The organism is Streptomyces sp. BV286, from assembly GCF_019090165.1.
Classification (GTDB): Bacteria; Actinomycetota; Actinomycetes; order Streptomycetales; family Streptomycetaceae; genus Streptomyces.
Genome location: NZ_JAHRIB010000163.1, coordinates 73,976 through 88,364, shown reverse-complemented (window position 1 = coordinate 88,364; position 14,389 = coordinate 73,976). Strand labels below are relative to the sequence as shown.

The window sequence follows — 14,389 nt, the reverse complement described above, 5'->3', positions numbered from 1 at the left end:
GTGTCTTGACACCCGGCCATCCGTCGAATCAGCATCGAAGCGCTTCGAAAGCTCTTCGCCGCTTTTCCTCGTCTTCCGTAAAGGGATCCTCGCGTGACTGCACAAACGCCGCCTTTCCGCGACTCGCAGCTGCCGTTCGCGAAGCGCATCGACGATCTTCTGTCGCGGCTCACCCTGGACGAACGGGTGGCGATGCTGCACCAGTTCGGGCCCGCGGTGGAGCGGCTCGGCATCGCCGCCTTCCGCACCGGACAGGAGGCACTGCACGGGGTCGCCTGGATGGGCCCCGCCACGGTGTTCCCCCAGGCGGTCGGCCTGGGCGCGACCTGGAACGGTGAACTGGTACGCAGGGTCGGCGAGGCGGTCGCCACCGAGACCCGCACGATGCGCTCGCGCGACGACCGCGTCGGCCTCAACGTCTGGGCACCCACGGTCAATCTCCTGCGCCACCCCCTGTGGGGCCGGAACGAAGAGGGCTACTCGGAGGACCCGAAGCTGACCTCGGCGATCGCCACCGCGTACACCCGCGGCCTGCGCGGCGACCATCCCGCGTACTGGCGCACGGCACCGGTCCTCAAGCACTGGCTCGCGCACAACAACGAGACGGACCGGGCCACCGGGTCGAGCTCCGTCCGCCCCCGCGTGCTGCACGAGTACGATCTGCGCGCCTTCCGCGAGACGGTCGAGGCGGGCGCGGTGGCCGGCGTGATGCCCGCGTACAACCTGGTCAACGGCCGCCCGAACCACGTGTCGCCGTACCTGGACGAGCACCTGCGCGCCTGGACGGACCAGGAGCTGCTGGTCTGCTCGGACGCGGGCGCGCCCTCGAACCTGGTCGACTCCGAGCACTACTTCGACACGCACGAGGAGGCGACGGCCGCGTCGCTGCTCGCCGGTGTCGACAGCTTCACCGACCACGGGACGGACAGCTCGAAGATCGTCGAACGGATTCGAGGGGCCCTGGACCGGGGCCTGGTGACCGAGGCCGACATCGACGCGGCGGTCCGCCGCCAGCTCGCGGTCCGCTTCCGCCTCGGCGAGTTCGACCCGCGCCTCGACCCGTACGCGGACTGCAAGGACTTCGACACCCCCGCGCACCGGGCGCTCGCGCTGGAGGCGGCGGAGCAGGCGGTGGTCCTGCTCAAGAACGACGGCCTGCTCCCCCTCACCGACCCGGCGGCCCGCGTCGCGGTGGTCGGCCTGCTCGCCGACGAGTGCAAGCTCGACTGGTACAGCGGCACCCTCATCCACCGCTCCACACCGCTCGAAGGCCTGTACGAGCGTTTCGGCGCCGACCGGGTGGACTTCGCCGAGGGCGTGGACCGCGTACGCCTGAGGACCTCCGCCGGTACGTACCTGAGCGTCCCGCGAGCCGACGACGCGACCGACGAGGTCCGCGGCGCCGAGGGCGCGCTGGACCCGGCCCTTCTCGCGGGCCGCACCGACCTGCCCCCGCTGACCACCGACGACACCGGGACCGAGCTCGCGCTGATCGACTGGGGCGAGGGCGTCCTCACGTTCCGCGCTCCCGACGGCCGCTATCTGTCGGTCGCCGACGACGGCTTCGTACGCGCCTCCGCCGACCAGCCCGGTGGCTGGTTCGTGCAGGAGACGTTCCGCCTGGAACCGCACGAGTCCCACGAGAACGGTCACCTCCTGAGGCACGTCGCTACGGGTCGCTACGTCTCTGTGACCGCCGACGGCGTGAAGGTTGCCGACGGGAATCCGGAAATCCTGGAGCTGGAGTTCTCGGAGCGCGGCGAGGCCGCGGTGGCGCGCGCGGCGGCCGCCGCCGACGTCGTCCTCGTGGTCGCGGGCAACGACCCGCACATCAACGGGCGCGAGACGGAGGACCGCACCACGCTCGCGCTCCCCGCCCACCAGAGCCGCCTGCTGGCCGCCGCGAAGGCCGCGAACCCGCGCACGGCCCTGATCGTCACGTCCTCCTACCCCTACGCGATCGACCCCACGGACCTGCCCGCGGTCCTGTGGACGGCCCATGGCGGCCAGGCGGCCGGTACCGCCCTGGCCCGCGTCCTCGCGGGGGACGTCTCCCCGGCGGGCCGTCTGCCCCAGACCTGGTACGCCTCGGACGCGGATCTGCCCGGTCTTCTCGACTACGACGTGATCGGCAGCCGCCAGACGTATCTGTACTTCGAGGGCGACCCGCTCTTCCCGTTCGGCCACGGCCTGTCGTACGCGTCCTTCGCGTACGGGGACTTCTCGGCGCGGGCCGGGGAGGAGTCCGTTGAGGTCACGTTCACGGTCACCAACACCGGTGACACCGAGGCCGACGAGGTGGCCCAGCTCTACGGCCGCCCCGTGAGCCCGTCCGTCCCGCGCCCCCGCCGCGCCCTGCTGGCCCACCGGCGTGTCCGTCTCGCCGCGGGCGCCTCCACCGAGCTGTCCTTCGAACTCCCGCTCGGCGCCTTCGAGTTCTGGGACGTCACCCACGGCGCGTGGCGTCTGGAGCCCGGCGGCCACGAACTCCTCGTGGGCGCGTCCAGCGAGGACATCCGTCTTCGCGGGACGGTCGAACCGGCCGGCGCTCCCGCCCTCCCGCGCCCGGTCCTCGAACGCGGCCTGGCCGCCGTCGACTTCGACGAGCAGCGGGGCACGGAGATCGTCGACCACACGAAACGGTCGGGCGACGCGGTCGCACCCGCGAACGACGGCACGGCCGAACTGCTTTACCAGGCATGCGACTTCGGCCCGGGGACCCGCTCCGTCACGGTCGAGGTATCGGGCGAGGGCACGCTCGAACTGAGCCTGGACGACGGCCGGGTGATCGCCCGCCTCGACATCGCGCCCACGGCGGGCTCGTACGCCTACACCTCCGTCAGCACCCCGTTCCAGGCCTCCGGGGTCCGCGATCTGCGCATCGGACTGCGCGGCCCGCTGAGGTTCGCGCACGTCGGCTTCTCCGGTTGAGGGTCCGGACCAGCCCGACGGGAAAGGAAGGGGCCCGGCACCGGAAGGCATCGGTGCCGGGCCCCTTCGTCCGGGGGAGGCGGGAGGTCACCCCTCGGGCCGGATGAGCCCGCGCTCGTAGGCACGGATCAGGCGGCGGGGCACCGCGTACTCCCGCCCGTCGACGTGGAACGGGACGAGATCGGGGGTCGCCGCCTTCCACTGGGACCTGCGGTGACGGGTGTTGGAGCGGGACATCTTGCGCTTCGGGACGGCCATGCCCGGCACCCTACCTGAAAACGATTGTCACTAGCTATAGGGGCCCGGCCCCCTGGGACCCACGTCACACGACGACGGCCGGAGCCCCCGCACAGCGGGCTCCGGCCGTCGCTTGGGCGCCAGGTCTCAGAGAGCGAGCCCCGTGAGCACCAGTACGCGCTCGTACGTGTAGTCGTCCATGGCGAACCGCACGCCCTCGCGCCCCACACCGGACTGCTTCACCCCGCCGTACGGCATCTGGTCGGCACGGTAGGAGGGCACGTCACCGATCACGACGCCACCCACCTCCAGCGCCCGGTGGGCACGGAAGGCGGTCTGCAGGTCATGGGTGAACACACCTGCCTGCAGCCCGTACTTGGACTCGTTGACCGCGGCGAAGGCAGCGGCCTCCCCCTGCACCTTCTGCACGGTGAGCACGGGCCCGAAGACCTCCTCGCAGGAGATCGTCACGTCGGCCGGCACGTCGGCCAGCACGGTCGGCGCGTACGAGGCACCGTCGCGCTTGCCGCCGGCGAGCAGCCGGGCCCCGGCCCCGACGGCCTCCTCGACCCACGACTCCACACGCCGGGCGGCGTCCTCGCTCACCAGGGGTCCGACATCGGTCGCGTCGTCGGACGGGTCACCCGTCACCTGCGCCTCGACCGCGGCGACGATGCGGGGCAGCAGCCGGTCGTACACCGACGCGTCCGCGATCACCCGCTGCACGGAGATGCAGGACTGGCCGCCCTGGTAGTTGCTGAAGGTCGCGATACGCGTCGCGGCCCGGTCCAGGTCCTCGTCACTGGCCCAGTCGGCGAGCACGACCGCCGCCCCGTTGCCGCCGAGCTCCAGGGTGAGGTGCTTGCGCGGCACGGAGTCCATGATCGCGTAGCCGACCTTGTCGGACCCGGTGAAGGAGATGACGGGCAGCCGCTCGTCCTGCACCAGCGCGGGCATCCTGTCGTTCGCGACGGGCAGCACCGACCAGGAGCCGGCCGGCAGCTCGGTCTCGGCCAGCAGTTCCCCGATGAGCAGGCCGCTCAGCGGTGTCGCGGGAGCGGGCTTCAGGATGATGGGCGCGCCCGCCGCGATCGCCGGAGCGATCTTGTGGGCGCACAGGTTGAGCGGGAAGTTGAAGGGCGCGATGCCGAGGACGACGCCCTTCGGGAAGCGCCGGGTGAGGGCGAGCCGCCCCTGGCCCCCGAGGTCGGTGTCGAGCCGCTGGGCCTCTCCGCCGTTGAACCGGCGGGCCTCCTCGGCGGCGAACCGGAAGACGGACACGGCCCGGCCGACCTCGCCGCGGGCCCACTTGAGCGGCTTGCCGTTCTCGGCGGAGATGAGCCGGGCGATCTCCTCGGTCCGCTCGACGAGCCGCCTGCTGACGTGGTCCAGGGCGGCGGCGCGCACATGGGCCGGCGTGGCGGCGAACTCGTCCCGCACGGCGTACGCGGCCGCGACGGCCTCCTCGACCTGGGCGTCACTCGGTACGGCGACCGTGCCGACGAGGCGGCCGTCCCAGGGCGAGGTGACGTCGAAGGTGGTCTCACCGGTGGCCTGGCGACCGGCGAGCCAGAAGGCATGGGTGGAAGTCATCGAGTTCCCGGCCCTTCCGTTGGTGTGTCTGAGGCTTTCCACCCCCACGGTAGGCCTGCGACCCCCCGAGGTCGCTTGTCCGCCCCGGAGCACTCCGCACCGCTCTCGCTCCGCTTTGTCGTAGCCGGGGCTCCGAGGGGCTCGGCGCCCGCTTGTGAGGGGCGCGGGGAACTGCGCGACAAGCCCTCACCCGCCCGCGGACACAACACCACCGCACCCCGCCCCGCCTCTCCCCATCCCCGGTGGGGGCCGGGGCGGAGGCCTACTCCGCCCCGGCCCCCACCACAGTCGTCGCCGCACTCGTGGCCTTCAGGGCCAGCCACAGCTCCATCCGCACATCCGGATCGTCCAGGGACCGCCCGAGGATCTCCTCGACCCGCCGCATCCGGTACCGCAGCGTGTGCCGGTGCACCCCGAGATCCGCCGCTGCCGCGTCCCACTGCCCGTGCCGCGACAACCAGGCCCGCAACGAGGCGACGAGATCTCCCCGCCCCGTCGCGTCGTGCTCGTACAGCGCCCGCAGCAGCCCGTCGGCGAAGGCCCGCACGGCGTCGTCGGCCAGCAACGGCACCACGGACCCCGTCGCCACCTCCTCGTGCTCCACCAGCACCCGCCCCCGCCGCCGGGCGACGGACAACGCCTGCTCGGCCTGCTTGTAGGCGGCCCCGGCGGCGATGGGGCCCGCGGGCGCGGACACGCCCACGACGAGCTCGTCCTCGTCGGTCCCCTGTTCTGAACCGCTCCGCGCGATACCGACGGTCTCCGCGTACCGGGCGCAGGCCGCGACCACCGCGCCCCCGTCCGCGGCGAGCACCACCAGCCGCTCCCCGTCGGGCACCACGAGCACGGCCTCGCCGGACCGGGCGGCCGCCGACTCCACGATCTCGACGAGGCCGGCCACCAGATCACCCCCGGCGTCGGCGAGCACGGCCGCGGCCGCCTCGACCCCCGACGCGTCCACCTCGCCGTCAGGGCCACCGGCCCGCGCCCGCCCGGCGGACGCCGACGCGGCCTCGGCGAGCATCATCCGGTAGGGCGCGTCCAGCAGTCCCCCGTACAGGTCCCCGGCGACCCCCCGGGCGTGGTCGGGCTGCCCGGCGAGCAGCATCCGCAGCACGGCCGCCCCGATCCGCTGCTCGGCGGCGTACAGCGACCGGGACCGCTCCGTGGTCAGGGTCAGCAGGGCGATGGCGGAGTGCACGGCGTACCGCTCGGCCGTTCCCAGCGCGGCCGCGGTCCCGACGGCGAGTGCGGCGCGAGCGCGCCGTCCGGTGCCCAGCGAGTGCAGCTCGATCCGGTCCTCGTCGTCCGCGGGGTCCCCGCCGACGACGGAACTCGCGGGCGCGGCCCGCTCCCGCAGCCTCTCCACGTCCCCGGTGATCCTGGCCGCCCTGCGCCCCGCCCATTCCGGCGCGGTGGCGACGACGGCCCCGGAGGCGTCGTACAGCGCGGCCCATCCGTCGATCTGCGAGGCGAGTGCGGACAGCAGCCCTTCGGGCCCGTCGCTCAGGGCCTGCTTCGTCAGCTCCCGCTGGGCGGCGAACCCCGCGGTCACCGCCCGGTACTGGTCGGCGGCGATGGCCGCGGACACGGCCTTGCTGATGGCGAGGAAGGGCGTACGCCGGGGGACCTCCAGCAGCGGCAGGCCCTCCTCGGCCGCCGCGTCGGCCAGCGCCCCGGGAATCTCCTCGTAGTGCACGCCGACGGCGAAGCCGAGCCCGGCCACTCCCGCCCCGACCAGCCGCTTCACGTACCGGCGCATGGCGTCGGCGTCCTCGGCGTCCAGCTTGAGGGCGGTGATGAGCAGGAGCTCCCCGCCCTCCATGTACGGCACGGGGTCGGTGAGCTCGCTGGCGTGGACCCAGCGGACAGGGGTGTCCAGGCGGTCCCCGCCCGCGCGCACGGTGAGCTTGAGCGTCGAGTGATGGACGAGCGAGGCGAGCGTGGGGGGCATGAGGGCCTTCAGGTCTTCACAGGTTCTTCGAGGGGCACGGACGGTGTGATCTTTTGGCCGCGATGTATGAACGACCTATGCCGATTCTGCCTCACCGTACGGTCGGCCCGTGACCATATGTCCAGACGTCCTGCTCGGCGCACCTGTCAGACCGAGGCCCTGCCGGACTCGGGCGGCCCCCGAGCCCCTCAGCCCCTCAGCCGCCCGGGTTGCGCAGATCCACGAGCAGCGGCGGCGCGTGCTCGCCCCGCACGCTGGTGAGCGAGAGCACGGCGTGCCCCGGCGGAACCCCGTGGGCCAGTTCGGACGCCGACCAGCGCTCCCGCTCGACCTGCCGCACGGTCACGGCCCGGGCGGTGGGCGCGTTCCCCGTGATCACCCGCCGGAGCATGTGCACCGCCTTCCCGGCCGGTGTCTCCGCGATGATCTGCCGGTCGGTGACGTCCCGCGCCTCGGTCCACTCCTTGCCCCACACCTCGGCGAAGTCCTGGCCGTCCCACGGTGTGAGCCCGGACAGCGCCACCCGGCACCCGATCGCGCCCAGCAGCGGCGAGCGCAGCGGCCGCGGCGCGTCGTCGAGGGTGCGCAGCGTCATCACGACCCCGGCGTTGGCGGACCGCAGCCGCTGGATCCCCCGTACCGCGTCGGGGGTGACGAGCCCTGTGGCGTCGTCGAGCACCAGGCAGGCGAACAGCGACCGGTCCTCGCGTACCGCGACACTCGCCGCGAACTGGGCGAGCACGAGCCGCGCGAGAATCCGTGAGGCGTCCGCGTGCCCGCGCTGGGGCAGATCGATCCGCACGCGCACGGGATGGTCGAGGGCCCGCAGCGAGAAGGGCCGGGACTGGCCGGACGTGTCGAAGAAGCCGGCGAAGGCGGGCCGGTCGAGCAGGGCCACCCGGTCCGCGAGGACGCTCCCCACGTCGCCGGGATGTCCCAGCTGCCGTTCCCGCGCGTCCAGTTCCCGCAGCAGCGACTCCTGGCCGCCCTCGGTCAGGGCCTTCCGGAGCGCCGCGAGCGGACCCGGCGCTCCGTCGAGGAGCTGCCTCAGCTCGGGTACGGAGGGAAAGCGCCCGTGGACGGCCCGGTACGGCCCGAGCAGCTGCGCGAGCACGGTGGTGGACCGGCGGCTCTCCCCGCTGGGGTGGGGGTCGGTGAGATCCCCGACGAGCGCCTCGGCGAGTACGGCAGCGGCCTCGTCGGGGTCGGTGGTACCGCCGTACAGGTCGAGGTCGTACACGGACTCGGGGTTGCCCACCCGCACCACGACGTCGTACGCGTCCACCGGGCCGAGGCCCGCTCCCGCGGCGCCGACGACGACCACGGCGGCCCGTCCGGCGAGTGCGTGCAGGCACAGCGACTCGGCCAGCGGCCAGACGACGGCGCCGGTCTTGCCGGATCCGGCGGGTCCGACGGCGAGCAGCGAGGTCCCGAGCAGGTCGGGCCCGAGCGCCAGCCCGGTGCCGCGGTAGGCGTACGGGTTGCGCGGGTCGTCGGCGGTCGTACCGAGCCGCACCTGCCCCGTGACGAGGTCGTGCCGCGCGAGCCGGCCCGGCAGGTCCCGCTCGCCGGAGGGGTGCAGACAGGCGGCGGCGCCTTCCCTGAGCACGGCTCCGGTGAAGGTCGCGAGGCTGTGCCGCCCGCTGCGCACGCCCTGCCAGGCCCGGGTGATCCGGGCGTGGTCGACGTCGCGCATGAGCCCGGCCCGCGCGTCGGCGCCGAGCCGCTCGGCGGCGTCGGCGGCCCCGGCGGCGCGGAGCTGGTTCCACTGGGCGGGGTCCTCCTCGGGCGCGGGCGCCGCCTGCTGGGGCCGTCGGCGCCGGAAGTGGGGGGCCGCGAAGCGGCGCCAGACCTCGCTCCAGCGGCCGACCCGTCCGACGGCGACCATGATGGCCAGGGCGACGAGCAGCTCATAGCCCCGGTAGACGAGGAAGTTGCCGATCTGGCTGTCCCCGCCGCGCCAGGAGTCGGGGGTGATCAGGTAGAGCGGCACCCACCACCAGTCGCCCAGGTAGCGGTTCTGCAGCAGTGACCAGACCAGCCATCCCACGAGGAAGGCGATCAGTGCCCCGCTCAGCAATTGGCGCGTGGGGATCTCGTCCGGCTCCTCGTCCGGCCGGGGCCGGTGCCCGAACCGCCACACGCCCGGCGCGGCCTCGGGCCGGGGCGTCCGCAACCAGGTGAGGAAGGCGGAGCCGTCCGGCAGCGGCGGCGCCCCGGGCGCCTGCGCGGGCCTCGGCGGCACCTGGGGCGGCCCGGCAGGCCGCGGCACACGATCGGCGTGCGTGCCCCGTGCGTCGTGCGTGCCGTCGCTGTCCATCGCCTCTGCCACCCCTGACCAGCCGCTCCGTACGTCGTCTGCGAGTCAATCTAACGCCCTCACAAGGGGAGTTCACCGCTTACCGGGCCGGGTGCGCGGCGATACCGGCGCCCGGCCCCTCGGCGCTTCCCGGCCGCGCCCTGTCCAAGACGGACAAGCGCATCCCGGGACAACGCCCAGATGGAGCATGCCCGCTCCCCGCTCCCGGCCCTAGCCTGCGAGGAAGGAAGCCGAGCGTGCGAAGAGAAGCCGTTCCGCAAGCCGCACGCAAGCCCGCCAGCCCGTCGTACGCCAGCCGTTCGCCAGACCCCAGGGAGCCCCTCATGAGCGCAGTTCCGCAGGAGCGCCGCCTCGTCACCGCCATTCCCGGCCCGAAGTCGCAGGAGCTGCAGGCCCGCCGCAGTGCCGCGGTCGCCGCCGGTGTGGGGTCCGTGCTGCCCGTCTTCACCGCGCGCGCGGGCGGCGGGATCATCGAGGACGTCGACGGGAACCGGCTCATCGACTTCGGTTCCGGCATCGCGGTGACGAGCGTCGGCGCCTCCGCCGAGGCCGTCGTGCGCCGGGCCGCCGCCCAGCTGCAGAACTTCACCCACACCTGTTTCATGGTCACGCCGTACGAGGGGTACGTGGCCGTCGCCGAGGCGCTCGCCGAGCTGACGCCCGGGGACCACGCCAAGAAGAGCGCCCTGTTCAACTCCGGCGCCGAGGCCGTCGAGAACGCCGTCAAGATCGCACGGGCGTACACCAAGCGGCAGGCCGTCGTCGTCTTCGACCACGGCTACCACGGCCGCACCAACCTCACGATGGCCCTGACCGCGAAGAACATGCCGTACAAGCACGGCTTCGGCCCGTTCGCGCCCGAGGTGTACCGCGTTCCCGTGGCGTACGGCTACCGCTGGCCGACCGGTCCGCAGAACGCGGGCCCGGAGGCCGCCGCGCAGGCCATCGACCAGATCTCCAAGCAGGTCGGCGCGGAGAACGTGGCCGCGATCATCATCGAGCCGCTGCTCGGCGAGGGCGGCTTCATCGAGCCCGCCAAGGGCTTCCTGCCGGCTCTGAGCGAGTTCGCGTCCGACAACGGCATCGTCTTCGTCGCCGACGAGATCCAGTCCGGGTTCTGCCGCACGGGCCAGTGGTTCGCGTGCGAGGACGAGGGCATCGTCCCGGACCTGATCACCACCGCCAAGGGCATCGCGGGCGGTCTGCCGCTCGCCGCCGTCACCGGCCGCGCCGAGATCATGGACGCCGCGCACGCGGGCGGCCTGGGCGGCACCTACGGCGGCAACCCGGTGGCCTGCGCGGGCGCGCTCGGCTCGATCGAGACGATGAAGGAGCTCGACCTCAACGCCAGGGCGAAGGCGATCGAGACGACGATGAAGGCGCGCCTCGGCGCGATGGCGGAGAAGTTCGACATCATCGGCGACGTCCGCGGCCGGGGCGCGATGATCGCGATCGAGCTGGTCAAGGACCGTACGACGAAGGAGCCGGACGCGGCGGCGACGGCCGCGCTCGCCAAGGCCTGCCACCAGGAGGGCCTGCTGGTCCTGACCTGTGGCACCTACGGGAACGTGCTGCGTTTCCTGCCGCCGCTGGTCATCGGCGAGGACCTGCTGTCCGAGGGCCTCGACATCATCGAGCAGGCTTTTGCCCGCATCTGAGCGGCGTCTGTCTCATCGGTTCCGGTCTCGGGGTCGCGAGGAGCGGGGCGTGTGAAGAAGGTGTGCGAGGTGCATGGCGGGATCCGACGGGGCCTGTCGGACGCTCTTTCCCTGTCGTAGGTTCTACGCAGATGAGAGATGCACCCCGCCCACAGGGGACTGTGGGCGACACCGGGTCGGGGCCTCCCCAGCTTCGCCCTGGTCGTGCCTTCGCGCACACAACCGGGGCCTTGCGCTCCGGGTCTCCTCACCGATCGGACAGTCGCTCGCCCCAAACCCCCCGGGGCGCGCGACAACCCGATCCGATCTGACGCCTCGGCGCCACTTCGTGAGCATCCGCGCAAGCGGGTCGCAGCGGACGGCGCGGAGCGCCGGTACCACCGAAGGGCTTGCACCTACCCCCCCTGGTGCAAGCCCTTCGGCGTATCCGGGGACACCTTCGGACCCCTCGCGTACGCGCGGCCGGTCGTTCCTGCCAGGCTGGGTGCCATGCCGACCGTGCCGGACCAGCAGGACCCGCCCCAGCCGCAGCCCGACCCTCCCGTCCCCGCCGGGAGGGCCCCCGTCGCGGTGCGGCCGGTGTGGATCCTCGGCCCGCTCCTCGTCCTCTTCGCCCTCCTCACCTGGCAGGCCGCCGTCGACACCCCGGTGCGCCGCGCGGACGAGCGCCTCGCCGAGGCGCTCGCGGGCAGCCGCCTCCCGGAGGGCGCCGCCGAGTTCCTCGCGGACCTCGGCAACGTCACGGTCGCCGTCCCCGTCCTGCTCGCGGTCGCCGCGTACGTCGCGTGGCGTGCCCTGCGCGCGGCCCTCCCCCGCTGGTGGCTTCCGCCGCTCGCGGCCCTGACCGCCATGGCCGCCGTGCCGGTCCTGGTCGTCCCGCTGAAGGAGGCCGTGGGACGCACCGGCCCGCCCGGCATGGCGGGCGACGGCTACTACCCCTCGGGCCACACCGCCACGGCCGCCGTCGCCTACGGGGCCGCCGTCCTCCTGCTGCTCCCCTGGCTCCACAACCGCTACCTGCGCCGCGAACTGGCCATCGCCTGCCTGGTCCTGGTGGCGGCCGTGAGCTACGGCCTGATCCGGCGCGGCTACCACTGGCCGCTGGACGTGGCGGGAAGCTGGTGCCTGTCCCTGATCCTGCTTCACCTCATGGCGTCGGCCGTCGCGCGATACGGTCGAGGGTCTTTGCAGCGGTAGCCGGCCTGCGGTCGGCGGGGTGAGGGGAGCACGATGGCGGACGAGCGGGAACAGGTGGCCGTCACCTTCGAACGCCGCGACTACGCGCTCACCCCCTCACCCGGAGAGGTGATCCTCCCCACGCACGGCCGGATGATCCACCACGACCCCGCCTGCCTCCACCTGACCGACCCGCACGAGCTGCCTCGCTTCCCCGACCCGGAACGTCTGCTCTGGCGTCGCCTGATCGATTCGGCCCCGTCCGACGACATCGCGGGGCGGACGGAGTTCGCCCGGTCGATCGGGCTGCTGAACGGCTCGGGGCGGCCGCTCGTCGCCCCTTGCAGCTGTGTGCTGCGGCCCATCTCGTCCACTCGGGCGGCGGCCCTGCGGCCCTGGCCCCTCGACGACGCGATCACGGCGTTCGACCCCGGCCGCTTCGCGTCGAGGCTGCACGAGATGGAGGAGGCCGCGGAGGAGGTCCGCCGGTCCTTCCCCTGGGAGGACTGGCCCTCTCTGCCCCTGGCGCGGTACGCCCTGGGCCAGGGCGACAGTGCGCAGGCCAAGCCGTTCTGCTATCTCATGGAGTTCGGCAGTCACGCGCTGGGCAGCATCGCCGGCGGCTCCTCCATGAAGCACCTCCTCTACGCCCGCAGCCAGGACGGTTCCTGGTGGCACGACCCGCGCTACGCGGACGAGGAGGAGGCGTGGGAGGCCGTGCGTGCCGGAATCGTCGCCGCCGTGACCGCGGCCCGCGAGGGCCGCATCGCCGACCTCGACTCGATCGACGCCATCCGCTCGGGGCCCTCGCTCGTTTCCAAGACCCTCCGGGTGTACGCGCCGGAGGGGTCCGTCCCGGTGTACGGCACCGATCATTCGCGGCACTTCCTCCAGCGGCTGACCGGGCAGCCGGCGTCCGGGCTGGAGCGGTTCGCGCTGCGGGCCCGGCTCAAGGAGGTCGTCGACACCGACGAACGGTTCGCGGGCTGGCCGTACGACCTGGTGGTGGAGTTCCTGTACTGGTGGGCCGACCCCAACCGGACGCAGCAGATCGTGAAGATCGCCGCCGGGGAGGGCGGCAAGATGTGGGAGGAGTGCCGCGCGGGCGGTTTCATCGCGGTGGGCTGGGACGACGTGCCGGACCTGCGCTCGTACGCGGACAAGGACGAATTCGTGACCGCGTTCGCCGCCGCCTACTCCGACGAGTACAACGGCTACAGGTCCAAGATCTCCGCGAAGGCCAACGAGGTCTGGAAATTGCTGAGCCTGCGCCCCGGTGACCTGGTCGTCGCCAACAGAGGGACCAGCGAGATCCTCGCCGTCGGACAGGTGACGGGCGACGGATACGTGTGGCGGGAGGACCGCGCCACGTTCCGCCACACGGTCGAGGTGGAGTGGGACGAGACCCACGCGGGACGGCTGGAGGAGCCGGAGAGGTCCTGGGCGACCGTCACCGTGAAGGACGTACCCGCTCAGCTGTGGGCGAGGGTCCGGCGAACAGGGCAGCCGGCCGAGGCCCCCTCCACGACGGCGAGCACCCTGGCCGCCCAGCCGCTCGACGCCGATCTTCGGCCGCTCGCCGACGCTCTGCAACGACGCGGCCAGGCCGTCCTGTTCGGGCCGCCGGGCACCGGTAAGACGTACACGGCGCTGCGTTTCGCCGCCCGCTGGCTCGGCGAACTGTCGGACGGCCTCCCGGGAGTCGACCCTTACGCGGAACCGGGCACCCCCTCCTTCGGCGGCACGCTCGACGCGCTGACCGGGGCCGGACGGCTGACGACGGTCACGTTCCACCCCGGCTACGGCTACGAGGACTTCGTCGAGGGGTTCCGTCCGGTGCAGGGCGGATCGGGCGGACTCCTGCTGGACCGGACGGACGGTGTGTTCAAGCGGGTGTGCGCGGCGGCCGCGGCCGACCCGGACCACCCTTACCTGGTCGTCGTCGACGAGCTGAACCGCGGCAATCTGCCCAAGATCTTCGGTGAACTGATCACACTGCTGGAGAAGGACAAACGCGGCTACTCGGTCCTGCTGCCGCTCAGCCAGGAGCAATTCAGGGTGCCCGACAACGTGTATCTGATCGGCACCATGAACACCGCCGACCGTTCCGTCCGGTTGCTCGACGCCGCGATCCGCCGACGCTTCGCCTTCCTCGAACTGCTCCCCGATTCCTCGCCGTTGCAGGGCTGCCATGTGGAGCAACTGCATCTCGCGGACCTGCTGGACTCGCTCAACCAGCGCATCCGTGCCCACCTGGACCGGGAGAAGCAGATCGGCCAGGCGTTCTTCCTGCCGAACGGCACGCCGGTGGACTCGGCCGCCGCACTGGCCGCGATCGTCCGGGGCGAGATCCTCCCGCTGCTCCAGGAGTACGCGTACGACGACTACTCGTTGCTCGCGGCCTTCCTCGGTGAGGCGCTGGTCGACCCCGAGACGCACACCCTGCGCGACCTCAGCGACGAGGGGCTCACGACCGCCCTCTACACCGAGCTTCAGCTCGGGGGCGGGGCGGCGGAGTAG

General features: G+C 72.8%; 8 protein-coding genes. 4 read left to right on the top strand and 4 right to left on the bottom strand.

The genetic code is table 11. The features are described 5' to 3' along the window. Positions 1 to 93 precede the first annotated feature (93 nt). A complete protein-coding gene (locus tag KUF83_RS29395; protein WP_217458005.1) occupies positions 94 to 2,931 on the top strand; it encodes a glycoside hydrolase family 3 C-terminal domain-containing protein in 2,838 nt (945 codons plus the stop codon). A gap of 87 nt (positions 2,932 to 3,018) precedes the next feature. Here KUF83_RS29395 and rpmF read toward each other — a convergent pair whose 3' ends face one another. From rpmF to KUF83_RS29375, 4 genes are all read right to left on the bottom strand, one after another. Further along, on the bottom strand, positions 3,019 to 3,189 hold the full coding sequence (rpmF, locus tag KUF83_RS29390) for a 50S ribosomal protein L32 (RefSeq protein ID WP_217458004.1): 171 nt from the start codon (positions 3,187 to 3,189) through the stop codon (positions 3,019 to 3,021). A gap of 126 nt (positions 3,190 to 3,315) precedes the next feature. Then, positions 3,316 to 4,761, bottom strand: coding sequence for an aldehyde dehydrogenase family protein (locus tag KUF83_RS29385; RefSeq protein ID WP_217458003.1), 1,446 nt, complete (start codon positions 4,759 to 4,761; stop codon positions 3,316 to 3,318). A 262-nt stretch (positions 4,762 to 5,023) separates the two neighbouring features. Beyond that, positions 5,024 to 6,715 (bottom strand): PucR family transcriptional regulator, encoded by a 1,692-nt coding sequence (locus KUF83_RS29380; RefSeq protein WP_217458002.1) that lies wholly within the window; start codon positions 6,713 to 6,715, stop codon positions 5,024 to 5,026. A gap of 196 nt (positions 6,716 to 6,911) precedes the next feature. Beyond that, positions 6,912 to 9,035, bottom strand: a complete 2,124-nt coding sequence (locus tag KUF83_RS29375) for an ATP-binding protein (protein ID WP_217458032.1) — start codon at positions 9,033 to 9,035, stop codon at positions 6,912 to 6,914. A gap of 323 nt (positions 9,036 to 9,358) precedes the next feature. Between KUF83_RS29375 and gabT the strand changes: the two genes are divergently transcribed. From gabT to KUF83_RS29360, 3 genes are all read left to right on the top strand, one after another. Further along, positions 9,359 to 10,693 carry a 4-aminobutyrate--2-oxoglutarate transaminase gene (gene gabT / locus KUF83_RS29370; protein ID WP_217458001.1) on the top strand — a complete coding sequence of 445 codons (1,335 nt, stop codon included), beginning with the start codon at positions 9,359 to 9,361 and terminating at the stop codon, positions 10,691 to 10,693. 489 nt (positions 10,694 to 11,182) lie between these two features. Continuing rightward, positions 11,183 to 11,890, top strand: a complete 708-nt coding sequence (locus KUF83_RS29365; RefSeq protein ID WP_217458000.1) for a phosphatase PAP2 family protein — start codon at positions 11,183 to 11,185, stop codon at positions 11,888 to 11,890. A gap of 33 nt (positions 11,891 to 11,923) precedes the next feature. Beyond that, positions 11,924 to 14,389, top strand: coding sequence for an AAA family ATPase (locus KUF83_RS29360; RefSeq protein WP_217457999.1), 2,466 nt, complete (start codon positions 11,924 to 11,926; stop codon positions 14,387 to 14,389).

What these genes read in the sequence shown, in the direction of transcription:
- rpmF (WP_217458004.1), bottom strand. Translation starts at nt 3,189, where the DNA reads ATGGCCGTCCCGAAGCGCAAGATGTCCCGCTCCAACACCCGTCACCGC.
- KUF83_RS29385 (WP_217458003.1), bottom strand. Translation starts at nt 4,761, where the DNA reads ATGACTTCCACCCATGCCTTCTGGCTCGCCGGTCGCCAGGCCACCGGT.
- KUF83_RS29380 (WP_217458002.1), bottom strand. Translation starts at nt 6,715, where the DNA reads ATGCCCCCCACGCTCGCCTCGCTCGTCCATCACTCGACGCTCAAGCTC.
- KUF83_RS29375 (WP_217458032.1), bottom strand. Translation starts at nt 9,035, where the DNA reads ATGGACAGCGACGGCACGCACGACGCACGGGGCACGCACGCCGATCGT.
- gabT (WP_217458001.1), top strand. Translation starts at nt 9,359, where the DNA reads ATGAGCGCAGTTCCGCAGGAGCGCCGCCTCGTCACCGCCATTCCCGGC.
- KUF83_RS29365 (WP_217458000.1), top strand. Translation starts at nt 11,183, where the DNA reads ATGCCGACCGTGCCGGACCAGCAGGACCCGCCCCAGCCGCAGCCCGAC.
- KUF83_RS29360 (WP_217457999.1), top strand. Translation starts at nt 11,924, where the DNA reads ATGGCGGACGAGCGGGAACAGGTGGCCGTCACCTTCGAACGCCGCGAC.